At 61.1% G+C, this 21712-nt stretch carries 24 protein-coding genes and 1 pseudogene; 14 read left to right on the top strand and 11 right to left on the bottom strand.

All coding sequences use genetic code 11. From position 1 onward, the window contains the following. The first annotated feature begins 40 nt into the window (after nt 1–40). On the top strand, nt 41–973 hold the full coding sequence (locus ACIOUG_RS04975) for a D-2-hydroxyacid dehydrogenase (RefSeq protein WP_401062981.1): 933 nt from the start codon (nt 41–43) through the stop codon (nt 971–973). Between the two features lie 81 nt (nt 974–1054). Here the strand turns inward: ACIOUG_RS04975 and ACIOUG_RS04970 are convergent, their stop codons facing one another. Next, a complete protein-coding gene (locus ACIOUG_RS04970; RefSeq protein ID WP_401062979.1) occupies nt 1055–1648 on the bottom strand; it encodes a nitroreductase family protein in 594 nt (197 codons plus the stop codon). A 165-nt stretch (nt 1649–1813) separates the two neighbouring features. On the opposite strand from ACIOUG_RS04970, the gene ACIOUG_RS04965 reads away from it, so the two are divergent. Together ACIOUG_RS04965 and ACIOUG_RS04960 are read left to right on the top strand one after the other, a co-directional pair. Continuing rightward, nucleotides 1814–2263, top strand: coding sequence for a YcgN family cysteine cluster protein (locus ACIOUG_RS04965; protein WP_401062978.1), 450 nt, complete (start codon nt 1814–1816; stop codon nt 2261–2263). An 89-nt stretch (nt 2264–2352) separates the two neighbouring features. Beyond that, the gene (locus tag ACIOUG_RS04960; RefSeq protein ID WP_401062976.1) at nt 2353–3582 is read left to right on the top strand and encodes a hypothetical protein; all 1230 of its coding nucleotides are present in this window, start codon (nt 2353–2355) and stop codon (nt 3580–3582) included. An 87-nt stretch (nt 3583–3669) separates the two neighbouring features. Here ACIOUG_RS04960 and ACIOUG_RS04955 read toward each other — a convergent pair whose 3' ends face one another. The 4 genes from ACIOUG_RS04955 to ACIOUG_RS04940 form a co-directional block, all read right to left on the bottom strand. Then, the gene (locus ACIOUG_RS04955; protein ID WP_401062974.1) at nt 3670–4047 is read right to left on the bottom strand and encodes a DUF2892 domain-containing protein; all 378 of its coding nucleotides are present in this window, start codon (nt 4045–4047) and stop codon (nt 3670–3672) included. An 82-nt stretch (nt 4048–4129) separates the two neighbouring features. Further along, a complete protein-coding gene (locus tag ACIOUG_RS04950; RefSeq protein ID WP_007911337.1) occupies nt 4130–4600 on the bottom strand; it encodes an RNA methyltransferase in 471 nt (156 codons plus the stop codon). Nucleotides 4601–4731: 131 nt separating this feature from the next. Then, entirely contained in the window at nt 4732–5103 is a 372-nt protein-coding gene (locus ACIOUG_RS04945) for a YajD family HNH nuclease (RefSeq protein ID WP_401062972.1), read from the bottom strand. Between the two features lie 49 nt (nt 5104–5152). Next, nucleotides 5153–5839 (bottom strand): spermidine synthase, encoded by a 687-nt coding sequence (locus ACIOUG_RS04940; protein ID WP_401062970.1) that lies wholly within the window; start codon nt 5837–5839, stop codon nt 5153–5155. 81 nt (nt 5840–5920) lie between these two features. Here ACIOUG_RS04940 and ACIOUG_RS04935 point away from each other — a divergent pair, with 81 nt between their 5' ends. Beyond that, on the top strand, nt 5921–6205 hold the full coding sequence (locus ACIOUG_RS04935) for a hypothetical protein (RefSeq protein ID WP_401062969.1): 285 nt from the start codon (nt 5921–5923) through the stop codon (nt 6203–6205). Here the strand turns inward: ACIOUG_RS04935 and ACIOUG_RS04930 are convergent. Beyond that, on the bottom strand, nt 6202–6675 hold the full coding sequence (locus tag ACIOUG_RS04930; RefSeq protein ID WP_103484422.1) for a cyclic nucleotide-binding domain-containing protein: 474 nt from the start codon (nt 6673–6675) through the stop codon (nt 6202–6204). The genes ACIOUG_RS04935 and ACIOUG_RS04930 overlap by 4 nt on opposite strands. A gap of 202 nt (nt 6676–6877) precedes the next feature. Next, entirely contained in the window at nt 6878–8932 is a 2055-nt protein-coding gene (locus ACIOUG_RS04925; protein WP_401062967.1) for a S9 family peptidase, read from the bottom strand. A gap of 236 nt (nt 8933–9168) precedes the next feature. Here ACIOUG_RS04925 and ACIOUG_RS04920 point away from each other — a divergent pair, with 236 nt between their 5' ends. Genes ACIOUG_RS04920 through ACIOUG_RS04910 form a run of 3 tightly spaced genes read left to right on the top strand, consistent with a single transcriptional unit; the run spans nt 9169 to nt 11016 of the window. Beyond that, a complete protein-coding gene (locus ACIOUG_RS04920; protein ID WP_401062965.1) occupies nt 9169–9666 on the top strand; it encodes an MFS transporter in 498 nt (165 codons plus the stop codon). A 16-nt stretch (nt 9667–9682) separates the two neighbouring features. Further along, nucleotides 9683–10459 carry a class II glutamine amidotransferase gene (locus tag ACIOUG_RS04915; protein WP_401062963.1) on the top strand — a complete coding sequence of 259 codons (777 nt, stop codon included), beginning with the start codon at nt 9683–9685 and terminating at the stop codon, nt 10457–10459. A gap of 14 nt (nt 10460–10473) precedes the next feature. Further along, nucleotides 10474–11016, top strand: a complete 543-nt coding sequence (locus ACIOUG_RS04910; protein WP_064586452.1) for a DUF2937 family protein — start codon at nt 10474–10476, stop codon at nt 11014–11016. A gap of 95 nt (nt 11017–11111) precedes the next feature. Here ACIOUG_RS04910 and ACIOUG_RS04905 read toward each other — a convergent pair whose 3' ends face one another. Continuing rightward, complete coding sequence (locus ACIOUG_RS04905; protein ID WP_401062962.1) at nt 11112–12026, bottom strand: LysR family transcriptional regulator; 915 nt, start codon at nt 12024–12026, stop codon at nt 11112–11114. 158 nt (nt 12027–12184) lie between these two features. Between ACIOUG_RS04905 and ACIOUG_RS04900 the strand changes: the two genes are divergently transcribed. The 4 genes from ACIOUG_RS04900 to ACIOUG_RS04885 all read left to right on the top strand — a co-directional run bounded on the left by ACIOUG_RS04900 (nt 12185) and on the right by ACIOUG_RS04885 (nt 15908). After that, entirely contained in the window at nt 12185–13471 is a 1287-nt protein-coding gene (locus tag ACIOUG_RS04900) for an MFS transporter (RefSeq protein ID WP_401062961.1), read from the top strand. Nucleotides 13472–13534: 63 nt separating this feature from the next. Then, complete coding sequence (locus ACIOUG_RS04895) at nt 13535–14287, top strand: 5-oxoprolinase subunit PxpA (protein WP_401062959.1); 753 nt, start codon at nt 13535–13537, stop codon at nt 14285–14287. Further along, nucleotides 14284–14988, top strand: coding sequence for an allophanate hydrolase subunit 1 (locus ACIOUG_RS04890; RefSeq protein WP_401062957.1), 705 nt, complete (start codon nt 14284–14286; stop codon nt 14986–14988). The genes ACIOUG_RS04895 and ACIOUG_RS04890 overlap by 4 nt, the downstream gene beginning before the upstream one ends. Further along, nucleotides 14985–15908 (top strand): biotin-dependent carboxyltransferase family protein, encoded by a 924-nt coding sequence (locus tag ACIOUG_RS04885; protein WP_401062955.1) that lies wholly within the window; start codon nt 14985–14987, stop codon nt 15906–15908. The genes ACIOUG_RS04890 and ACIOUG_RS04885 overlap by 4 nt, the downstream gene beginning before the upstream one ends. 92 nt (nt 15909–16000) lie before the next feature. Here the strand turns inward: ACIOUG_RS04885 and ACIOUG_RS04880 are convergent, their stop codons facing one another. Beyond that, nucleotides 16001–17179, bottom strand: coding sequence for a VWA domain-containing protein (locus ACIOUG_RS04880; RefSeq protein WP_047292337.1), 1179 nt, complete (start codon nt 17177–17179; stop codon nt 16001–16003). 12 nt (nt 17180–17191) lie between these two features. Continuing rightward, nucleotides 17192–17530: pseudogene (locus ACIOUG_RS04875) on the bottom strand (ATP-binding protein); the annotation flags it as partial. Between the two features lie 369 nt (nt 17531–17899). Between ACIOUG_RS04875 and ACIOUG_RS04870 the strand changes: the two are divergent. Beyond that, complete coding sequence (locus tag ACIOUG_RS04870) at nt 17900–18172, top strand: DUF2442 domain-containing protein (RefSeq protein WP_401062953.1); 273 nt, start codon at nt 17900–17902, stop codon at nt 18170–18172. Here the strand turns inward: ACIOUG_RS04870 and ACIOUG_RS04865 are convergent. Further along, on the bottom strand, nt 18153–19229 hold the full coding sequence (locus ACIOUG_RS04865; protein ID WP_401062951.1) for a DUF748 domain-containing protein: 1077 nt from the start codon (nt 19227–19229) through the stop codon (nt 18153–18155). The genes ACIOUG_RS04870 and ACIOUG_RS04865 overlap by 20 nt on opposite strands. A 127-nt stretch (nt 19230–19356) precedes the next feature. Here ACIOUG_RS04865 and cysK point away from each other — a divergent pair, with 127 nt between their 5' ends. Both cysK and ACIOUG_RS04855 read left to right on the top strand, forming a co-directional pair. Continuing rightward, nucleotides 19357–20331: a cysteine synthase A gene (gene cysK, locus ACIOUG_RS04860; protein ID WP_401062949.1), complete on the top strand. Its 975-nt coding sequence runs from the start codon at nt 19357–19359 to the stop codon at nt 20329–20331. 184 nt (nt 20332–20515) lie between these two features. Then, nucleotides 20516–21454, top strand: coding sequence for an aspartyl/asparaginyl beta-hydroxylase domain-containing protein (locus ACIOUG_RS04855; RefSeq protein ID WP_401062947.1), 939 nt, complete (start codon nt 20516–20518; stop codon nt 21452–21454). The last annotated feature ends 258 nt before the right edge of the window (nt 21455–21712 follow it).

Below are 21712 nucleotides of genomic sequence, written 5' to 3'. Positions count from 1 at the left end.
CTTTCGGCGGTCGCCTGCACGGTTTGCGAAAGGTTTGAAGATGCGCGTTCTGATTGCTGAACACGACCACGCGGTGTACGCCCGGCTGCTGCGTCAGGCGGCCCCCGAACTTGAAGTACTGACCAGTGGCGACTCCGCCGAACTGGCCCGTCAGGCTGCCGATTGTCCGGTATGGCTGGGGCAGCCGGATCTGCTGGCGACCCTGCTGCGTCAGGGCCATCAGCCGCAATGGCTGCAATCGACCTGGGCCGGCATCACGCCGCTGCTCGCCGACGGTTTGCGCCGCGATTATCGCCTGACCCGCGCGGTGGGGATCTTCGGTCAGGTGATGGCTGAATACGTGCTGACCTACATGCTCGGCCACGAGCGTGAAGTGCTGGCGCGCCTGGTCAGCCAGGTCGAGCGCAAGTGGGACAACCGCACCGGCCAGAGTCTGGTCGGGCGCAAGGTGCTGATCGTCGGCACCGGCGATATCGGCCAGAGCGTGGCGCAGTTTCTGTTGCCGTTCGGTGTCGAGCTGTACGGCATCGCCAGCAGCGCGCGCGAGCAGGCGCCGTTCGTCGAAGTCGGCTCGATGGCGGATCTGTCACGGCTGGTGGGCGCGGTCGATTACGTGGTCAATCTGCTGCCGAACACCGAACATACCCACGACATTTACGACGCGGCGCTGTTCAAGCAGTTCAAGCCGACCGGGTTGTTCATCAACGTCGGACGCGGCGTGGCGGTGGTCGATGCGGATCTGGTGGAAGCCCTGAAGGAAGGGCATCTGGCCGGTGCGGTGATCGACGTCTGCCGTCAGGAGCCGTTGCCACAACGCCATCCGTTCTGGACCGCCTGGGGCCTGCTGCTCACCGGGCACAGCTCGGCACCGACGTCGCCGGCGTTGATGGTGCAGTTGTTTGTCGACAACCTGAAGGCGTATCAGGCGGGAGAAGCGTTGCGCGGGGAAGTGGATTTCAACCGCGGTTACTGAGGTGTGATCAAAAGATCGCAGCCTGCGGCAGCTCCTACAGGGATCAATGTAGGAGCTGCCGAAGGCTGCGATCTTTTGCTTTTAAAGGGTGAAGTTGCCTTCTGCAGCCAGCTCGCTCAGCGGACGACGCGGGCTCGGCTCTTCACGGGCCTGCAGGTACTCGGCCAGGGTCGCCTTGTCACCCAGCTTGCCGACCGCGACCGCCGCGTGCAGCGCATAACCTTCCGGAATGTTCAGCTCCTTGCGGGTCAGCTCCTGATCGAAACCGGCCATGCCGTGGGTGTGCCAGCCGCTGATGCTCGCTTGCAACGCCAGGTGGCCCCAGGCCGAACCGGTGTCGAAGGTGTGCCACAACGCCGGGGTTTCTTCGCTGGCACCGGGTGCGGTGAAGGTGGTTTTCGAAATCACGATCACCAGCGCCGAAGCGTGTTGCGCCCAGCTGCGGTTGAACTCGTTGAGCAGACCGAGGAAACGCTGCCAGTTCGGCGTATCACGACGCGCGTACAGAAAGCGCCATGGCTGCGAGTTGTAGGCCGAAGGCGCCCAGCGTGCGGCTTCGAAAAAGCTCAGCAGGGTTTCTTCCGGGATCGCCTCGCCGGTGAAAGCGCGGGGTGACCAGCGCTCGGTGAACTGCGGGTGAATGGCGTAATCGGCAACGCGAGGGTTGGCACTCATCGAAAGATTCCTTGCTGTGTTTGCGTCATGAATTCGTGGCAAAACCCTACTGGGCGGCGATTCGCCTGACAAGCGCGATTTACCGACAGTCGCCAGCGCTTGGCCCGCAAGGCCTTGGGCACTAGACTGGCGGCCTTTTCACCACCTGATGTTGATGCTTGAGCCATGGCCGCCAAAGTCGAACCGTTCTGGAAACGCAAAACCCTCGGGCAACTGGATCACGAGGAATGGGAATCGCTGTGCGACGGCTGCGGTCTGTGCTGCCTGCAGAAACTCGAAGATGAAGAAGACAACAGCGTCTATTACACGCGCATCGCCTGCAAACTGCTGGACCTGAAAACCTGCCAGTGCAGCGATTACCCGAACCGCATCAAGTTTGTCCCGGACTGCATCCAGCTCACTCCGGGCCAGGCCGAAGAATTCAAGTGGCTGCCGCCGACCTGCGGTTATCGTCTGGTCAGCGAAGGCAAGGATCTGCCGCTGTGGCACCACCTGGTGTGCGGCGACCGTGACGCGGTGCACCACGAACGGATTTCCCAGTCCGGGCGCATGCTCGCCGAAGGCAGCGTGCCGGAGGATGACTGGGAAGATCACCTGATTTTTCGCGCAGGCTGACCAATAAATCTGTGGCGAGGGAGCTTGTCGGATCGCCGCACCGTCCCGCTTGAGTGCGCAGCACTCACCAGTGCAAGCAAGGAGTGTGTATGGCTGGGGAATTGCCGCGAGCGTTGCTGATCGGTCTGCTGGCGCTAAGCGCGCCAGTGTGGGCGGCGAAGAAAGTCGATCTGGATTACCACGTGCGCCTGTTGCCGCAAAGCGATCAGGCCGAAGTACGCCTGACCCTGGCCAAGGGCGAAGCGGTGCGCAGTCTCGATTTTGACCTCGGCGACGGCAGTCACTACAGCGACTTCAAGGCCGACGGCCAGTGGCAGTTGACGCCGGGCAAGCAGGCCCGGGGCCTGTGGCGTCCGAGCGGCGACAAGCCCAGCCTGACTTACCGCGTCAGCATCAGCCACGGCCGCAAGAGCGGCAGCTTCGACACGCGCATGACCCCGAACTGGGCTTTGCTGCGCGGTGATGACCTGGTGCCGCCGGCCAGGCTCGATCAACAGGATGGCGTCGAGCTGGTGTCGCGTCTGCAATTCGAACTGCCCAACGGCTGGCAAAGCGTCGAAACCGCCTGGCCGCGCATCGGCAAGAACAAATTCCGCATCGACAACCCATCACGCCTGTTCGACCGCCCGACCGGCTGGATGCTCGCCGGGCACCTCGGCAGCCGCCGCACGCGCCTGGGCGAAACCGAAGTCACCGTGGCTTCGCCGCAAGGGCAGGGCATGCGCCGCATGGATGTGCTGACCTTGCTGACGTTCGTCTGGCCGCAGGTGCAAGCGGTCTATCCCCGGCATCCGAAAAAATTGCTGATCGTCGGCGCCAACGACCCGATGTGGCGCGGCAGCCTCGGTGCGCACGAATCAATCTACTTGAACACGCACTTGCCGCTGGTCAGCGAGAGCGGCAGCAGTGCGCTGGTACGTGAGTTGGCGCAGGTGTTCGGCCGGATCAATGACGAGCAGCGCAGTGACTGGATCAGCGAAGGCTTTGCCGAGTATTACGCGATCGAGTTGGTGCGCCGTGCCGGTGGCATGAGCGATGAGCGTTATCAGGCGTTGCAGGCGAAGTTGACCAGGGACAGTCAGAAAGTCACCACCCTGCGCGGCGAGCAGATCAGCCCGGCGCAAATTGCCAAAGCGGTGGTTGTGCTGCAGGAACTGGATCGCGAGATTCGCTTGAAGACGCGCAACAAGCGTTCGCTGGATGATGTGTTGCGCGGGGCGATGCATCTGGGGACGGTGAGTACTAAAGAGTTTGTGCAACTGGCTGAGAGCGTGCTCGGCGAGAATTCTAAAGTCCTTGATACCGAGTTACTGCAATAAAGATCAAAAGATCGCAGCCTGCGGCAGCTCCTACAGGAGAAACGCATTTCACATGCAGGAGCTGCCGCAGGCTGCGATCTTTTGCTTTTAAACCCCGGCCTTCGGCGACTTCACCGAATCATTGCCAGTCACCGTCGCGGTGCTGGTCGCCGCCTCCGCATTGGCCTTGAGCTGGCTCAGTTCTTCTCCGGCGCGTTCGATCTTCGCCCGCACGTTATTCAAGTCCTGACGGCTCTTTTCCAGCAGGCTTTTCATCGAACTGTGCCCGGTGATGCCACGGGCCATCGCCACGCCGCCAATCGCCACCTGAATCAGACCGAATACGCCGCCACGGCGCAGGCCCTTGCCGACCATGATCACGCCACCGGCCAGCGAGCCGATGCGCTCCCAGCCCTGGACGTTCTGCTCGGTCGGGCTCTGGAACGGGGTGGAATCGATACGTTGGACGCGTTTGAGTTCGGTCATGATCTGTCTCCCAGGCAATGTGCAATAGATAGATAAGCTGACTGCCACAGCGGCCGGCTCGTTCCATCGGATGTGCGACGTTTCAGCGGAATTTCGGCCCGGAGCGGGTATTCAGGCCCTTGGCCATGCGGTCGTAGAGCACGACGTTGACCGTCGCCGCCAGATTCATGCAGCCGGTGGTCGGGATGTACACGACGTCTTCGCACCAGTCGCGGATCTCTTTATCCAGCGAGCCGTCTTCCGGGCCGAAGATGTACAGCGCGCGGTCCGGGTGGGTGTATTCCGGCAGCGGGCGGGCGCCCTCGACCAGTTCCACGGCGACCGGGACGCAGTTGAGCGGAAGGATCTTTTTCAGGTCGTCGATGCCGATCAGCGGAATGTCGTAGTGCACGCGCTTGGTATCGGTGACGAAATCGGCGGCGCGTTCATAACGCTTGCCGGTATAGAACACCGACGCCACGCCGTAACAGCCTGCGGCGCGCATCACCGAACCGACGTTCTCCGGTGACTTGGGGTTGTACAAACCAATGCAGCTGTAACGTTTGTCTGCCACGAGCGGGGTGCCTTCGGAAAAAAGAGCGCGATTATACGGCGATAAGATCAAAAGATCGCAGCCTTCGGCAGCTCCTACAGTTGAATGGCGTACACCCTGTAGGAGCTGCCGAAGGCTGCGATCTTTTGCTTTTAATCTTCTTTCTTCATCAAACCGGCGAGGGCGGCAAACGGGTTATGCGTGGCCTTGGCGATTTTTGGCGTGCTCAGCGAGCCGTCGCCGAAATATTGCTGGTCGGTGTAGCGCGAGTGTTCGTTGTCGTGGCAGTACAGGCACAACAGCTCCCAGTTCGAGCCGTCCTGCGGGTTGTTGTCGTGGTTGTGATCGCGGTGGTGCACGGTCAGTTCGCTCAGGCGCTTGCCGGAAAACTCACGGGCGCAGCGGCCGCAGACGTGCGGATACATCTTCAGGGCCTTGTCGCGGTAGCCCATTTCCTTGTCGCGCTGGTTGTCGGCAAGGATGCGATTGAGCTTCGACGTGTTGGTCGGGGTGGACGAACTCATGGGTTCACCTTTGTAAAAAGACTAATGACGGTTAGGTGCAGAGTTTAGCTCAGCCCTTGAGCTTCTCGGCAATCCAGATCGTGTGGCGGGTGCCCTTGTTGCCGTGGGCGAACACCTGCACTTCTTCGGCCTTGAAACCGGCCTTTCTCAATTTGTCGGAAAACTGCCGGTCAGCGCTGGCCGACCACACCGCCAGCACGCCCTTGGGCCGCAGGGCCTTGGCGCAGGCGTTGAGGCCAGCGGCGGAGTACAGCCAGCTGTTGGCCTTCTGCGTCAGGCCTTCGGGGCCATTGTCGACGTCGAGCATGATTGCGTCGAAACCGTTCGGCTCGCTTTGCAGGACCTTAGCCACGTCGTCCTGACGGATCACCGTGCGCGGATCGAGCAACGGTCGCCCGGACTTTTCACCGAGCGGCCCACGGTTCCACTCGACCACGCCCGGCACCAGTTCGGCGACCACCACTTCGGCGCTCTTGCCCAGATGCTTGAGCGCCGAGGCGAGGGTGAAACCCATGCCCAGACCGCCGATCAGTACCCGCGAATTCGGCCGGCCGGCGACCTTTCGGCAAGGAATCTCGGCCAGCGCATCTTCCGAACCGTGCATGCGCGTATTCATCAATTGCCCGCCGTCGCCGCCCTGGATCTTGATGACGAAATCCTCGCCATACTCGAACAGGCACAGAGCGCCACCGTTGTCAGGGATCGGCGTGGTGTCGAGCAGAACGAAACGTTTCATGGAAATCTCTACAAGGGGGGAAGGCAAGCAGGCCCGTTGGGAGTAGCCTGAGCGCAGACTAAAGGCCAAACGGAGCCCTTGATGAAGCGCACCATTCTAACGGTCATTGCCCTGGCCGCGCTCTCGATTACTGCAGTGCAGGCGCAGCAGACCATTCCGGTCAGCCCGACACCGCAACCCGGCTCGCCGGGTACCGCCACGCCGACGCCGTATCCGCAAATCACCCCGATCAGCGTGCCGAAGGCCGGTGCCGGCAGTGGCAGCCCGCCGCTGGTGCCGATCGAAATGCCCAGCCCGCCGAGCAAGGATCAACCGGTGCCCGGGATCGAACCGAGTGGCACCAAGATCAAATCCCCCGGCGGTTAGATCTGCTGCGCCGCGAGTTGGCCGTCCGCCATGCGCAAGCGTTTGGAGAGGGACACGGCGAGGGCGCGGATGATTTTGGCGGCGATCTTCGGCGCGTCGTTGAGCATTTTTTCCAGCGAGTCCTTGCCCAGGTTCAGCAGTTGGCAGTTGCTCGCCGCCACACAGGTCGCCGAACGGCGCTCACCATCGAGCACGGCCATTTCCCCAAACGCCCGACCGCTGCGCAGGGTGGCCATGGTGATGACCTGACCGTCGGGGCCAGTCTTCTGCACCGCGACCTGACCGGTGTGGAGGATGCACATGAAGCTGCCGGCATCACCTTCACGGAAAATCGCTTCGCCCTCCGCCACGGTGCTGATGCTGAAGTAGCCCGAGGCCGCGGCAAAGTCCGCCAGTTGCAATTGATCGAACAGGCCACAGTCCATCAGCCAGTCGCGAATTTCGTTGTTCAGTAAGGTCGGTTCTGACATGTCATTGCGGTCTTTATTGTTTTCACATTTTCAAGGCACTACACGGACCCTTGTAGGAGTGAGCCTGCTCGCGATAGCGGTCTGTCATTCACATCACCGGTGACTGATACACCGCTATCGCGAGCAGGCTCACTCCTACAGGATCTGTGGTGTATCGGCCTCTTGGGTCTGGAATTAAGACCCAAGTGACCGACGGAGTTCCTCAGGCCAGGCCCAAAACCTTGAACACAAATGCATATTCGAGCGCTACGTCACGTAATCCCTGATAACGCCCGCTCATTCCGCCATGCCCGGCACCGAGTTCGGTCTTGAGCAGCAGCAGGTTGTCGTCGGTCTTGGTCGCACGCAGCTTGGCCACCCACTTGGCCGCTTCCCAGTACTGCACGCGGCTGTCGTTGTAGCCGGCGATCACCAGGGTTGCAGGATAATTCTGCGCGGTGACGTTTTCGTACGGCGCGTAGGCCTTGATCCGCTCGTAGACCTCCGGCTCTTCCGGGTTACCCCATTCGTCGTATTCGGTGACGGTCAGCGGCAAGTCCGGGTCGAGCATGGTGTTGAGCACGTCGACGAACGGCACTTCGGCAATCGCCACGCCGAACAGATCCGGACGCTGGTTCAGCACCGCACCAATCAACAAGCCGCCGGCGCTGCCGCCGCTGATCGCCAGTTTCTCTGCGGTGGTGATGCCGTTGAGGATCAGGAATTCGGCGCAGGCAATGAAGTCGCTGAAGGTGTTGTGCTTGTGTTCCTGCTTGCCGGCGCGATACCACGCTTCGCCCAGCTCACCGCCGCCACGCACATGGGCGATGGCGAAGGCCATGCCGCGATCCAGCAGGCTCAAACGCGCGTGGGAGAACCACGGGTCGAGGCTGGAGCCGTAGGCACCATAACCGTATAGATACAGCGGCACCGGTTGGCCGACCATCTCGCGTTTCATCACCAGACTGATCGGCACCTGCGTGCCGTCCGGCGCGGTGGCCCACAAGCGTTGGCTGACGTAGGCATCGGCGTCGAACGGGCCGAGCACCGGGGTTTCTTTCAGGACGGTTTGCTCGCCGCTGGCCAGCAGCAATTGGCGTACCTGCGCCGGACGATTCAGCGCCTCGTAACGCAGACGGATGCGGTCGCTCTCGAACTCCAGACTGTTCTGCACATAGAGGCTGTAGGCGGCGTCCGGCAGTTGCACGCGATACGGCGTCTGGCCTTGCGGATGAACTTCGATGACCGGCAAACCGCCTTCGCGCAGGCTCAGGGTCATGGCCGCGGTGTTCAGCGTCACGCCGTCGAGCATCACCGTGTCGCTGTGCGGGATCAATTGCTGCCAATCGGCTTCGCTGGGCACCACACCGGTGTCCGGCGCATGGTACAGGGCGAAGTTGATGCCGTCGCGATTGGTGCGGATGAACCAGGTCCACACGCCATCCAGCGCGCCGTGGTCAACATCGTATTCGTGATCCTCGACCCGTGGCGCCAGGCAGGTGAACGCCAAGTGCGGTTGATGCGCATCGAGTGCCCAGACTTCGCTGGTGGTCTTGCTGCCCAGGGTCAGCAGCAATTGCTGCTCGGAACTGGAACGGTAGCAATGCAGGAAGAAGCGTCCGTCCGGCTCGTGGAACACCTCTTCGGCGGCCGTGCCGTCGAGGCGATAGCGAAACAGCTTGTGCGGGCGATGGGTATCGTCGAGTACGCCGAAGAACAGCGTCAGGCTATCGTTGGCCCAGGTCATGCTGCCGTCGCAGTCCTGGAATTCCAGTTCGCTGACCTTGTCGTTGGCCAGTTCCTTGACGAACAGCGTGTAGATCTCGTCGCCTGAGGCGTCAACGCTGTAGGCCAGCCGCTGGTGATCCGGGCTGATGCTGAACGCGCCGAGCGAGAAGAAGCCGCCGTTGGCCAGCACGTTGGGGTCGAGCAGCAACTGCTCGCGGCTTTCGTCGAGGGTCAGGCTGTCATCAGCCGGGCGCGGGCAACGGTAATGCCGGGCGTATTCGTCACCCGCCGTGGTGCGCGTGTAATACAGGTACGGACCCCAGGGCGAGGGCAGGGACAGGTCGGTTTCGAGGATCCGGCCCTTGATTTCTTCGAACAGGCTTTCGCGCAGGCCGGCCTGATCGGCGGTCTGTGCTTCCTGATAAGCGTTTTCAGCCTTGAGGTAGTCGAGCACCGCGTCGGTGTCGCGTTCCTGCAGCCAGGCATACGGGTCGGCACCGGCAGCCTGGTGGGCGATCGGGGCGCGGATGACGTGGGCGGATTCGGGCATGGAAGGCTCTCGGACAATGTTCGGAATAAAGGTTTTTGCAGGTCGTGCCGGCGCTGCCGACCCTGTGGGAGCGGGCTTGCTCGCGAAGGCGTCCTTTCAGTAAAGACGTATTTGTCTGACACACCGCTTTCGCGAGCAAGCCCGCTCCCACAATGATTGCGGCGGGCCGTCTGGCATTGGGACAAGCCTGACGGGCGAAAAGTCGTTACTATAAGCGCCTCTTTGCCTGCCTTGCCATGGACACCATGACCGAGAACGACTATCTGATCGCCTGGGGCCTCTACGCCTTTGCCGCTGTGGGCTGCCTGTTGGTATGGATGCGCCTGACCCGCTGGATGTGGCGCTGGCTGCGCGAGCCGCTGCGGGTGCTGATGGCCGTGTTGCTGTTCAGCCCGACCATCATTGACCCGGTGAAAGCCAAGGTCGCGCCGTCGATCGCCATCACCGCGCTGGATCTGGCCTTCAAGGTCGGCAACAACGCCTGGCGGGCGATTTCCGACCTGTTCATGTACGGCATGATTGCGTTCGGCATCTACCTGATTTTCGTGCTGATCCGCTTCCCGATCGAACGCGCCTCGCGCGCCCGTCGCGAGCAGGCCGAAGCCGCCAAAGCGGCGGCGCGTGTCGATGATCGCGACGACGATCAGCCGTTCGGCGCTGCCGGTGATGACCGTTACGGTCGCCCGCCATTGCCGAACAATCCGCAGCGCATGCGCGTCGAGCCGCGTCTGTAATCACGAGAGTCAGCACATGTGTGAACTACTGGGCATGAGTGCCAACGTGCCGACCGATATCGTGTTCAGCTTCACCGGCCTGATGCAGCGCGGCGGGCGTACCGGCCCGCACCGCGATGGCTGGGGCATCGCCTTCTATGAAGGCCGTGGCTTGCGCCTGTTTCAGGACCCGGCGGCGAGTTGCGAGTCGGAAGTCGCCAACCTGGTGCAGCGCTACCCGATCAAGAGCGAAGTGGTCATCGGCCACATTCGTCAGGCCAACGTCGGCAAGGTCTGCCTGTCCAATACTCACCCGTTCGTGCGCGAACTGTGGGGGCGCAACTGGTGTTTCGCGCACAACGGCCAGCTCGCCGACTTCACCCCGATCAAGAGTTTCTACCGCCCGGTGGGCGACACCGACAGCGAAGCGGCGTTTTGCGACTTGCTCAACCGCGTGCGTGCAGCATTCCCCGAACCGGTCGATATAGAAGTGCTGCTGCCGGATCTGGTCGCCGCGTGTGCCGAATACCGCAGCAAAGGCGTGTTCAACTGCCTGCTCAGCGACGGCGACTGGCTGTTCTGCTATTGCTCGACCAAACTGGCACAGATCACCCGGCGCGCACCGTTCGGTCCGGCGCGGCTCAAGGATGTCGATGTGATCGTCGATTTCCAGGCGGAAACCACGCCCAACGACGTGGTTACGGTGATCGCCACCGAGCCTTTGACCGAAAACGAAACCTGGACCCGTTACCAACCGGGCCAATGGAGCCTGTGGCGACGCGGCGAATGCGTCAGCCAGGGCACGACCGAATAAAGGATCTCTCCTCGATGTTGCTCAGTTATCTACGGCTGGTGTTGTTTGCGGCGGGCCTGTTGATCGGTGTCCAGGTGCCGGGCTTTATCAACGATTACGCGAAACGCGTCGAAGCCCATCTGATCGAAGCGCAGACCGGTCTGCGTGGTTTTCAGGGTACCGCCGAGCAGTTCTTCAAGGGCGACTTGCAGGCGCTGGTCGCGCATTACCGCGCCAGTGATGACCCGGTATTTCGCAGCGATGCCGACAGCCTGAGCACCTTGCTCAACCGCCAGATTGCGCTGGATAAACAGTTCCAGGCGATGCAGGGCCCGTGGTACATCCGCTTCCTGCAAGTGGTGCTGGCCGCCGACCCGGACATCCGCAAGGAAACCTGGAACGGTTACAGCTACCAGATTCTGCTGACCCCTGAAGCGATGATCTGGGGCATGAGCGGCGCGTTGTTGCTGTCGTTCGGCATCGAGTGCCTGATTCGCCTGATCGACTGGGTGGTGCTCGGTGGCCGGCGTTTGCGCCAGAGCCGGCCGATTGAAGATCGCGACGTGCGCGGGTTGTAAGAGGTCAAGAGCAAAAGATCGCAGCCTGCGGCAGCTCCTACACGGGAATATGCGTTTCTGTGTAGGAGCTGCCGCAGGCTGCGATCTTTTGCTTTTCAGCTACTCAAGACAATGTACTTTTCACCGACCTTGCGCGCATACCCCTCCAGCACCTGCTGAGACAACGTCACCATTTCCTCGACCCATTCCACGCCAACCCGCCACGACACCACCACCTGCAGATTCGGTGGTCGCTGGTCGATGTCGAGCAGCGTCAGTTCACCCCGGGCCAGTTCCTCGGCCACCAGCACCGGCGGCAGCACGCCAATACCGAATCCATCGCGCAACAACCGGGTAATCGCCGACACCGAATTCACGCAGTTCAGACGCGGCGCCAGCACGCCGTTGGCCTGCATCAGCGCCAGCAAATCCTGATGCGGTCGGGAGTTTTTCGAGTAGGTGATGAGCCGTTCCTGGGCCAGTTCGCCGAGGTCGGCGTAGTCGCGGTTGTAGATCGAGTTGCTGGCGACGATCCAGCCCAGCGGATGGCTGGCCAGCTCCAGACTGCGCACGCTTTCGTGGCGCACCAGATCGGTTTGCAGAACGATGTCGAGAAAGCCTTTTTGCAGCTGATCGCAGAGGTTCAGCGAGGTATCCGCCACCAGCTCGATTTCCACCCGTGGATACAGATCGGTCATCTGCGCCACCAACGGGCTGAGCCAGGTGTGGATCACCGTGTCCATCACACCGATGCGCACCCGGCCGACCTTGCTCGAACGGGTCTCGATCGATTGCTTGAGGGCTGACATCGTATCGAGCATCTGCTCGGCATAATCCAGCACCTTCAGGCCTTCGGGCGTCAGGCTGACGCCGCGTGAATCACGCAGAAACAGCTTCACCCCCAGCTCGCCTTCGAGCACCGCGATGCGGCTGGAAATCGACGCCTGGGTGGTGAACAGCTTGTCGGCGGTCAAGCGAAAACTCTTCAGCCGGGCGACCCAGACAAAGGTCTCGAGAAACTTCAGGTTCATGGCAACGGCTCGGGTGACAAATTTTTCTTATGCCTAAGGCGGGTTTTTATTCGTTGGACGCAGCAGGGCCGGGCGACGAAAAATCGGCGCATCCGGTTCCCACGATAGGCGTCGTCGGAACTTCGAACAAGACCAATAAAAGCCTGCGGAGACTTGCCATGCGTGCGCCCGACACCCTCGACCTCCCCAAGAGCACGGCCCGCCCCGGACCGTTCGACTGGTATCGCAACATCAATCAGCAGGAACGTCGCACCTTCTGGAGCTGCAAGATCGGCTATGGCCTGGACGGCATGGACACGCAAATGCTCAGCTTCGTGGTGCCGACCCTGATCGCCATGTGGGGCATCACCACCGGGCAGGCCGGGCTGATTCACACCAGCACCCTGATCGCCTCGGCCATTGGTGGCTGGGTGGCGGGGATTCTCTCCGACCGCATCGGCCGCGTGCGCACCCTGCAACTGACGGTGCTGTGGTTTGCCTTCTTCACGTTCCTCTGCGGTTTCGCCCAGAACTACGAACAGTTGCTGATCGCCCGGACCTTGATGGGCTTTGGCTTCGGCGGCGAATGGACCGCCGGTGCGGTGCTGATCGGTGAAGTGATTCGCGCCAAGGATCGCGGCAAAGCGGTGGGCATGGTGCAATCCGGCTGGGCGCTGGGGTGGGGGCTGACGGCGATTCTCTATGCGCTGCTGTTCTCGCTGTTGCCGCCGGAAGATGCCTGGCGAGCGCTGTTCATTCTCGGCATCGTCCCGGCGATTTTCGTGATCTTCGTGCGGCGTCTGGTGAAAGACCCGGAGATCTATCGCGAAGCCAAGGCTGCGCAAACTCCGCAGAACCCGGCGAAGTTCTACGAGATCTTCGCCCCCGGCATGCTGTTCACCACGTTCCGCGCTTCCTTGTTGACCACTGGGGCGCTCGGTGGTTATTACGCGATCACCTCGTGGCTGCCGACCTTCCTGAAGAACGAGCGCGGTTTAAGCGTGCTCGGCACTGGCGGGTATCTGGCGATGGTGATCGTCGGTTCCTACGTCGGCTATGTGATCAGCGCTTATCTGACCGATCTGCTCGGGCGTAAAAAGAACTTCATCCTGTTTGCGGTCGGCTCGTTCACCATCGTTCTGCTGTACACGCAGATGCCGGTGAGCAACGGCGTGATGCTGTGGCTGGGCTTTCCGCTGGGCTTTTTCGCCTCGGGGATTTTCAGCGGCATGGGCGCGTTTCTCACCGAGCTGTTTCCGACGCGGATTCGCGGTTCTGGGCAGGGTTTCTGCTACAACATCGGCCGGGCGCTGGCGGCTTTGTTTCCGCTGCTGATTGGCTTGCTCAGCCAGACAGTGCCGTTGAGTGTGGGTATCGGCGCGTTCGCGGCGGTGTCCTACGGCGTGGTGATTCTCGCGGCGTTGAGCCTGCCGGAGACCCGTGGCAAGCAACTGGATGCGCAGTAACTGATAACCTGCCGGGCAAGCGTCCTACAGACAAAAAGACAAGAAGCTACAGGAGTGTTCACCGTGAGCCGCCTGCTATTGAACTGTGACATCGGCGAGAGTTTCGGCAGCTGGACCATGGGTCTGGACGCCGAGGTCATGCCCTTCATCGACTGCGCCAACGTCGCCTGCGGCTTCCATGCCGGTGACCCGAGCATCATGCGCAAGACTGTCAGCCTGGCCCTGAGTCACGGCGTGCAGATCGGCGCGCACCCGGCCTATCAGGATCTGGTCGGTTTCGGCCGGCGTTCCATGGCCTATTCCGCCCAGGAACTGCAAGACATCCTGCATTACCAGATCGGCGCGCTCGACGGCATTTGCCGCGCGCAGGGCGGGCGGGTCAGTTACGTCAAACCCCACGGCGCGATGTACAACGACATGATGGCCAACCCGGCGCAGTTGCGTGCGGTGATTGAGGCCGTGGCGGCTTACGATCGCTCGTTGCCGCTGATGCTCATGGCCACCCGCGACAATGCGGCGGCGCAGCAGCTTGGCGATGAATACGGGGTGACCCTGTGGTTTGAAGCCTTCGCCGACCGCGCCTACGACAGCGCAGGTCGACTGGTCTCGCGGCAACTGCCGGGCGCGGTGCATCACGAGTCAGAAAAAATCATCGAACAGGCGCTGACCATCGCCCGTGGCGGTGACCTCGTCGCCAGTGACGGCAGCGCGCTGCACTTGCAGGCCAACACCTTGTGCGTGCATGGCGACAACGCCAGTTCGGTGGCCGCCGTGCAGCGCATCCGCGAGGCCCTGAATCAGCAGAGCGCGCCATGAACCCACGGATTGAAGTGGTGGCCCTGGACTGCCTGATGCTGCGCCTGTTCGATGACATCGCCGAAACCAACATGCCGTGGATGCTCGCTGCCAGCGAGCGCTTGCGCGCGACATTTGGCGCGCAATTGATTGATCTGGTGCCGTCCTACACCACGTTGATGGTGCATTACGACCTGACATTATTGAATCCGGGCCAAGCGCGTGAATTGATTGCTGAAGCGTTGATCGACCTGTCGCCGAATGCGCGAAGCAATGGCCAGTGCCATGTGTTGCCGGTCTGGTACGACCTGAGTGTCGGCCCCGAACTGAGCCTGCTGGCGCAGCGCAGCGGGTTGGCGGTGGAGGAGGTGATTCGGCGGCACAGCGCTCGCGAATATCAGGTGTTCGCCCTTGGCTTCGCGCCGGGATTTGCCTTCATGGGGCTGGTGGAAGAAATCCTCGCGGCGCCACGCCTGGACACCCCACGCAAGAAAGTCGCGGCCGGCAGCGTCGGTATCGCCGAGCGGCAGACCGCCGCTTATCCGGTGGTCTCCCCCGGCGGCTGGAACCTGATCGGTCGCACCCCGGCAAAACTGTTCGACCGTCATCGCCACGGCTACAGCCTGATGCAACCCGGCGATACCGTGCGTTTCGAAGCGGTGAGCCACGCCGAGTTCATCAACCTGGGCGGCGATGACACGCCACTGGAGGCGCTGACATGAGCCGACTGACGATTGAAGCCAGCACGCCGCTGTGCCTGTTGCAGGACGCCGGGCGTTTTGGCGTGCGCCATTTGGGCGTGACCCAAGGCGGCGCGGCGGATTGGAGTTCGATGAGTTGGAGCAATTGGTTGCTCGGCAATGCGCTGGATCTGCCGGTAATCGAAATCACCCTCGGCGGGTTTGCCGTGGTGGCGCAGGAAGATTGCCTGCTGGCGCTGGCCGGCGCTGATCTTGGTGCGCAGATCGATGGGCAGGCGCTGGCGCCGTGGCGCAGTTTCAGACTGGGCCAAGGGCAAATCTTGAAGTTCAGCCAACCGCTGCTCGGCGCCCGGGCTTATCTGGCGGCGCCCGGTGGTTTCGACGCGCCGCAGGTGCTTGGCAGCAGTGCCACGGTGGTGCGCGAAGAGCTCGGTGGTCTGGATGGCATGGGGTTGCCGTTGGCCAAGGGCGCGACACTGAGTTATCGCGGTGCGGTTCTGCAGGTGCGTGAAGTGCCGCTGGCGCATCGACCTGATCTGCGCCTCAATGCACCGCTGGATCTGGTGCTTGGCGCACAGATCGGCCAGTTCAGCGGGCAGAGCCTGTTCGATGTGTTCAACAGTCCGTGGACGCTCGACAGTCGCGCTGACCGCATGGGCATTCGGCTGTTGGGCAAGGCGTTGCAGTATCAGGGCCGGCCGATGATTTCCGAGGGCATTCCGCTGGGCGCGGTGCAGGTGCCGCCGGATGGGCAGCCGATTGTCTTGCTCAATGATCGGCAGACGATTGGTGGCTATCCACGGTTGGGAGCGTTGACGCCGTTGGCGCTGGCGAGGCTGGCACAGTGTCTGCCGGGGGCGCAGGTGCGGTTGAGGCCGGTGGTGCAGGGCGTGGCGCACCGCGAGCATGTCGAGTATTTGCGGCGCTTTCAAAATAGCTAAGAGCTTCGCGAGCAAGCCCGCTCCCACAGGGTAATGCATTCCAAATGTGGGAGCGGGCTTGCTCGCGAAGGGGCCATCACGACTAACGAAGGTTATTTGGACAGAAACCGCATCCCTTCTTCCAACCCGCGCAGGGTCAGCGGATACATCTGATCCTCGATCAAATCGCGCACGATATTGGTCGACGAGGTATAGCCCCAGGTGTCTTTCGGATACGGATTGATCCAGATGAGCTTCTTGTACTTCTCCATGAAGCGCTGCATCCACACATAACCCGGTTCTTCGTTCCAGTGCTCGACGCTGCCGCCGGCCTGGGTGATTTCATAGGGCGCCATGGCGGCGTCACCGATGAAGATCACTTTGTAGTCGGCGCCGTACTTGTGCAGCAGATCCTGCGTCGAGAAACGCTCGGACGTGCGGCGCATGTTGTTCTTCCACACCGACTCATAAATGAAGTTGTGGAAGTAGAAGTACTCCAGATGCTTGAACTCGGTCTTGCAGGCCGAGAACAGCTCCTCGCAGATCTTCACGTGCGCGTCCATCGAGCCGCCGATGTCGAACAGCAACAACAGCTTCACCGTGTTGCGCCGCTCCGGACGCATCTGGATATTCAGCAGGCCGGCGTCCTTGGCGGTGTGGTCGATGGTGCCGTCGATATCCAGCTCCTCCGCCGCCCCCTGACGGGCGAATTTGCGCAGACGACGCAGGGCAACCTTGATGTTGCGCGTGCCCAGCTCCACCGAATCGTCGAGGTTCTTGTACTCGCGCTGATCCCAGACCTTGACCGCTTTGCCCTGACGCTTGCCGGCGTCGCCGACGCGGATGCCTTCCGGGTTGAAGCCGCCGGAACCGAATGGGCTGGTGCCGCCGGTACCGATCCATTTGTTGCCGCCGGCGTGACGCTCCTTCTGTTCTTCCAGACGTTTCTTGAACTCTTCGATCAGCTTGTCCAGGCCGCCGAGGGACTGGATCTGCGCACGTTCCTCGTCGGTCAGCGAGCGCTCGAATTCCTTGCGCAGCCAGTCTTCGGGAATTAGCGCCTGGAGATGATCGTCGAGTTTTTCCAGGCCATTGAAGTAGGCGCCGAACGCACGGTCGAACTTGTCGAAATGCCGTTCGTCCTTGACCAGAATCGCCCGCGACAAATAGTAGAACTCGTCCATGTCGGCGAAAGTTACGCGCTGCTTCAGCGCGTTGATCAGGTCGAGCAGTTCGCGCACCGAGACCGGCACCTTGGCTGCACGCATTTCATTGAACAGGTTGAGCAACATGGCATCAGCCTCTTAGCGAGAACCGCGACGGCTCATGAACGCCAGGCGCTCAAGCAATTGCACGTCCTGCTCGTTTTTCACCAGCGCACCGGCCAACGGCGGAATGGCCTTGGTCGGATCGCGCTCGCGCAGCACCGCTTCGCCGATGTTGTCGGCCATCAGCAGCTTCAGCCAGTCGACCAGCTCCGAGGTCGACGGCTTCTTCTTCAGGCCCGGCACCTTGCGCACGTCGAAGAACACGTCCAGCGCTTCGCTGACCAGATCCTTCTTGATGTCCGGGTAGTGCACGTCGACGATTTTCTGCAGGGTGCTGCGGTCGGGGAAGGCGATGTAGTGGAAGAAGCAGCGGCCGCTCCAGGGTGATGGCGGCGTTGACCGCCAGCTTCAGGTCATCGGTGGCGACGTAGGCCTGGGTGCCTTCGAACTTCATCTGCTAATCCTCGAACGGTAACGCCGACCTGCACGGGCAGGGCGGGGGCGAAAAAATCGGATGCCCCGACTATAACGCGCAGCCCGGTCGACTGTGAACGCAGACGGCTTATTCAGTCTCTGAATGGGGCGTCACATGTTGACTCAGTTTCGGCTGATGGCCAGCATTCAGGCCTTGCCCATTTAAGATAGCCTCCAGGATGCCCACTAAATCTGTGGCGAGGGAGCTTGCTCCCGCTGGGCTGCGAAGCAGCCCCATCATCTGATGGAGGACTTGCGCTGATGTTACGGATGAAACGCCCCCGCCTGTCGGCGGTTCGTGTCTGGTCTGATTTTTGTCTGGAACTGACCTTTATCGATGATCAGCGATGGGTGGTCGATTTGAGTCAAGATCTTCAAGACGCTCCAAGGCTCCAGCCGTTGCTGGATCCTGAGATATTCGCCTCTGTAATCCTGGGCGATCACGGCTGGAGTGTGGAATGGCCTGAACCGGATATTCAGATCGGCGCTGATACACTCTATTTGGAAATGCTGGCGCAGCGCTCTAGCCCGCATCCGGCTTAGGTCTTTCATACCGCGCATTAAAGGCCTGAATGAAGCCATTGCGCAGAATCTGCAAAAACGCTTCGAATGCGCTGATATTTTGCTGATGCACGTTGCCGCTGAGTTCGACCTTGGTGGCGAACTGGTTTTTGGCCTGGTTCTTCAGCACGGTTTCCGTGCCGCCGACGATGGCTTCCCAGACGGAGCGGAAGATGCTCTTGTCCTTGTTTTCGACGTCCTGTTGCCAGTTGAACACCTCGACATCGCGCAGCAGCGGTTTGATGTAGCCAGTGACCTGGGCTTTTTTCGCCTGGGCTTCGATGACCACGTCGCCGTGGCCGGCGTTGAAATCGAACTTGCCGTAGGCCGAGGCGAAGTCGTTCATGCGCTTGAGTTCGATGTCGCGGGCGCGCAGGCGGAACTGGAAGTCCTCGAAGTTGCTCAGCGGATCGAAGGTCGCCGTGGTTTCCAGCGGTGCCTGGCCGAGCAGTTTGGCCTTGCCTTCGAAACGCGCGTCGCGCTTGCCCTGCTTGTCGACCACGTTAGTCAGGTTGTAGATGCTCGCTTCGACGTTGCTGGCGTTCATGTTGACCGGCGGTTTGGAGTTGAAATTGCGGAAACTGATCTTGCCATCATGAATCTGCACTTCGTCGAGGGTGATCGGCAGCAACTTGCCCAGTTGCGCCCGCCAGTCGGTGCCTTTACCGGTCTGGGAGTTCTGCTTGTTGGGGCCGCCATCGACAAAGTTGATCTCGGGATTGAAGAACTGCACCTGCGCCACCACGGCATGGTCGTACCACAGCGAGTGCCAGCTGACCGCCAGATCGATCACGGGCGCGTTGACGAACGGCACCGGTACCTTGCCGTCGACCTTGACGATTTTCAGGCCGTTGATCCGGTAGGCGCCGCGCCACAGGGCCAGATCGACGTCGGTGACCTGGCCGCGGTAATCACCCATGTCGGCCAGTTTGCCGTTGAGATAATCGCGCACCACGTAAGGCAGGGCGATGTGCAGGGCGATCAGCAGCACAACGACGACGGCGAAGATCCCTATTGGCCAGCTGTAGCGACGCTTCATGGCAACAATTCCCGAACGATGTAAGCGATTGACTGTGGCGCGGCGCAGACGTTCGACCCGACTGGACTGTGCCCGGCAACAGGCATACCTTGAAAGGCTGAATTCAACGCTGCATAAGGACCCAGCCATGAGCCGTATTTTTGCTGACAACGCCCATTCCATCGGCAACACGCCGCTGGTGCAGATCAACCGCATCGCGCCACGTGGCGTGACCATCCTGGCCAAGATCGAGGGGCGCAACCCCGGTTATTCGGTCAAGTGCCGGATCGGCGCGAACATGATCTGGGACGCCGAAAGCAGCGGCAAACTCAAGCCGGGCATGACCATCGTCGAGCCGACGTCGGGCAATACCGGCATTGGTCTGGCCTTCGTTGCCGCCGCCCGAGGTTACAAGTTGATGCTGACCATGCCGGCCTCGATGAGCATCGAACGCCGCAAAGTCTTGAAAGCATTGGGTGCGGAGCTGGTTCTGACCGAACCGGCCAAGGGCATGAAAGGCGCGATCGAGAAGGCCGCCGAAATCGTTGCCAGCGACAGCGGCAAATACTTCATGCCGTCGCAATTCGATAACCCGGCCAACCCGGCGATCCATGAAAAAACCACCGGCCCGGAAATCTGGAACGACACCGATGGCGCCGTTGATGTGCTGGTGGCTGGCGTCGGCACGGGTGGCACCATCACCGGCGTGTCGCGCTATATCAAGAACACCCAGGGCAAACCGATCCTGTCGGTGGCGGTAGAGCCGGTGTCTTCACCGGTGATCAGCCAGGCGCTGGCGGGAGAAGAGATCAAGCCGAGCCCGCACAAGATTCAGGGGATTGGTGCCGGATTCGTGCCGAAGAACCTCGATCTGTCGATGGTCGACCGGGTGGAACAGGTCACCGACGACGAATCCAAGGCCATGGCGCTGCGTCTGATGCAGGAAGAAGGGATTTTGTGCGGTATCTCGTGCGGCGCGGCCATGGCCGTAGCGGTGCGGCTGGCAGAGACCCCGGAAATGCAGGGCAAGACCATCGTGGTGATTTTGCCGGACTCCGGTGAGCGCTATCTGTCGAGCATGTTGTTCAGTGATCTGTTCACCGAACAGGAGAATCAGCAGTAGTCGAATTGACTCAGATCAGCCGGGATTCAGGATCGTTATGCTAATAAATGCTTTGTTGCGCAATTCTTAACACTGAATCTTGGGTTGGGCGGGTTTTTCCCGAGGCCGGTAGTGTTTATCATGGCCGGCTGCCATGCCGGGTAATGGGCATTGCGCAGCGTTGTCTTTATTCAAGGAGTCGTTGATGACCTTTTCGTTAGCCGCCAAGGTGTTGGTGTTGCTGCTGTTTGTGGGCAGCATCCTCTATGTGCATTTGCGCGGCAAGGCGCGTTTGCCGGTACTGCGTCAGTTCGTCAACCACTCGGCGCTGTTCGCCCCGTACAACGCGCTGATGTACCTGTTCTCCGGCGTGCCGTCCAAGCCGTATCTGGATCGCAGCAAATTTCCGGAACTGGATGTGCTGCGCGATAACTGGGAAACCATTCGCGACGAGGCCATGCACCTGTTCGACGAGGGCTACATCCGCGCCGCCGAGAAGAACAATGACGCCGGGTTCGGCTCGTTCTTCAAGAAGGGCTGGAAGCGTTTCTACCTCAAGTGGTACGACAAACCGCTGCCATCGGCCGAAACCCTGTGCCCGAAAACCGTGGCGCTGGTCAGTGCGATCCCTAACGTCAAGGGCGCGATGTTCGCGCTGTTGCCGGGTGGCAGCCACCTGAACCCGCACCGTGACCCGTTTGCCGGTTCCCTGCGCTATCACCTGGGCCTGTCGACGCCGAACTCCGACGACTGCCGGATCTTCGTCGACGGTCAGGTTTACGCCTGGCGCGACGGTGAGGACGTGATGTTCGATGAGACCTACGTGCATTGGGTCAAGAACGAAACCGAACAGACTCGCGTCATTCTGTTCTGCGACGTCGAGCGTCCGCTTAGCAATCGCCTGATGACCCGCATCAACCGCGCCATCAGCGCCTGGCTGGGACGCGCTACCGCCCCGCAGAACCTTGATGACGAACGTGTCGGCGGCATCAACCAGGCCTACGCCTGGAGCAAGAATTTCAGCGACCGGTTCAGCGGCGTGGTCAAACAGTGGAAGCGCCGCCATCCCAAGGCCTACCGAGTTTTGCGCCCGGTGCTGGCGGTGGTGGTGCTGACGTTGTTGGGGTATTGGCTGTTTGGTTGAGGCTGGATGTTGAAATAAAAAAAACCGCTCCTGGTGAGCGGTTTTTTTATGAAGGGAAGGTGAAAGAGGCGCCGGCAAGAACACCGCGAGGCTCCTCAACGGCCGGGTTGGCCAATGCTTCCCTTATTCGCTGCAACTCTCTCTCAGAAAGCTCTGCGCACGAGCGCTTTCTATCGTCCTTCGTTGACTTGGCACCTGATGCCCTGTTTTCAACGACAGCTTTCATGGTATCTCCGACGTTGATCATTAAATGAGCAG

Origin of the sequence: Pseudomonas sp. NPDC087803, assembly GCF_044742995.1 — a bacterium.
In the GTDB taxonomy this organism is placed as follows: Bacteria; Pseudomonadota; Gammaproteobacteria; order Pseudomonadales; family Pseudomonadaceae; genus Aquipseudomonas.
This window is presented reverse-complemented; position numbering and strand designations above follow the sequence as displayed.

Bases quoted from the DNA above. Each gene is read 5' to 3' on its own strand.
- ACIOUG_RS04935 (WP_401062969.1), top strand. From the start codon at position 5,921: ATGAAGCGCACCATTCTAACGGTCATTGCCCTGGCCGCGCTCTCGATT.
- ACIOUG_RS04930 (WP_103484422.1), bottom strand. From the start codon at position 6,675: ATGTCAGAACCGACCTTACTGAACAACGAAATTCGCGACTGGCTGATG.
- ACIOUG_RS04885 (WP_401062955.1), top strand. From the start codon at position 14,985: ATGAGCCGACTGACGATTGAAGCCAGCACGCCGCTGTGCCTGTTGCAG.
- ACIOUG_RS04855 (WP_401062947.1), top strand. From the start codon at position 20,516: ATGACCTTTTCGTTAGCCGCCAAGGTGTTGGTGTTGCTGCTGTTTGTG.
- ACIOUG_RS04945 (WP_401062972.1), bottom strand. From the start codon at position 5,103: ATGAGTTCGTCCACCCCGACCAACACGTCGAAGCTCAATCGCATCCTT.
- ACIOUG_RS04955 (WP_401062974.1), bottom strand. From the start codon at position 4,047: ATGACCGAACTCAAACGCGTCCAACGTATCGATTCCACCCCGTTCCAG.
- ACIOUG_RS04865 (WP_401062951.1), bottom strand. From the start codon at position 19,229: ATGAAGCGTCGCTACAGCTGGCCAATAGGGATCTTCGCCGTCGTCGTT.
- cysK (WP_401062949.1), top strand. From the start codon at position 19,357: ATGAGCCGTATTTTTGCTGACAACGCCCATTCCATCGGCAACACGCCG.
- ACIOUG_RS04910 (WP_064586452.1), top strand. From the start codon at position 10,474: ATGTTGCTCAGTTATCTACGGCTGGTGTTGTTTGCGGCGGGCCTGTTG.
- ACIOUG_RS04925 (WP_401062967.1), bottom strand. From the start codon at position 8,932: ATGCCCGAATCCGCCCACGTCATCCGCGCCCCGATCGCCCACCAGGCT.
- ACIOUG_RS04970 (WP_401062979.1), bottom strand. From the start codon at position 1,648: ATGAGTGCCAACCCTCGCGTTGCCGATTACGCCATTCACCCGCAGTTC.
- ACIOUG_RS04920 (WP_401062965.1), top strand. From the start codon at position 9,169: ATGGACACCATGACCGAGAACGACTATCTGATCGCCTGGGGCCTCTAC.
- ACIOUG_RS04965 (WP_401062978.1), top strand. From the start codon at position 1,814: ATGGCCGCCAAAGTCGAACCGTTCTGGAAACGCAAAACCCTCGGGCAA.
- ACIOUG_RS04870 (WP_401062953.1), top strand. From the start codon at position 17,900: ATGAAACGCCCCCGCCTGTCGGCGGTTCGTGTCTGGTCTGATTTTTGT.
- ACIOUG_RS04960 (WP_401062976.1), top strand. From the start codon at position 2,353: ATGGCTGGGGAATTGCCGCGAGCGTTGCTGATCGGTCTGCTGGCGCTA.
- ACIOUG_RS04940 (WP_401062970.1), bottom strand. From the start codon at position 5,839: ATGAAACGTTTCGTTCTGCTCGACACCACGCCGATCCCTGACAACGGT.
- ACIOUG_RS04915 (WP_401062963.1), top strand. From the start codon at position 9,683: ATGTGTGAACTACTGGGCATGAGTGCCAACGTGCCGACCGATATCGTG.
- ACIOUG_RS04880 (WP_047292337.1), bottom strand. From the start codon at position 17,179: ATGTTGCTCAACCTGTTCAATGAAATGCGTGCAGCCAAGGTGCCGGTC.
- ACIOUG_RS04905 (WP_401062962.1), bottom strand. From the start codon at position 12,026: ATGAACCTGAAGTTTCTCGAGACCTTTGTCTGGGTCGCCCGGCTGAAG.
- ACIOUG_RS04975 (WP_401062981.1), top strand. From the start codon at position 41: ATGCGCGTTCTGATTGCTGAACACGACCACGCGGTGTACGCCCGGCTG.
- ACIOUG_RS04890 (WP_401062957.1), top strand. From the start codon at position 14,284: ATGAACCCACGGATTGAAGTGGTGGCCCTGGACTGCCTGATGCTGCGC.
- ACIOUG_RS04900 (WP_401062961.1), top strand. From the start codon at position 12,185: ATGCGTGCGCCCGACACCCTCGACCTCCCCAAGAGCACGGCCCGCCCC.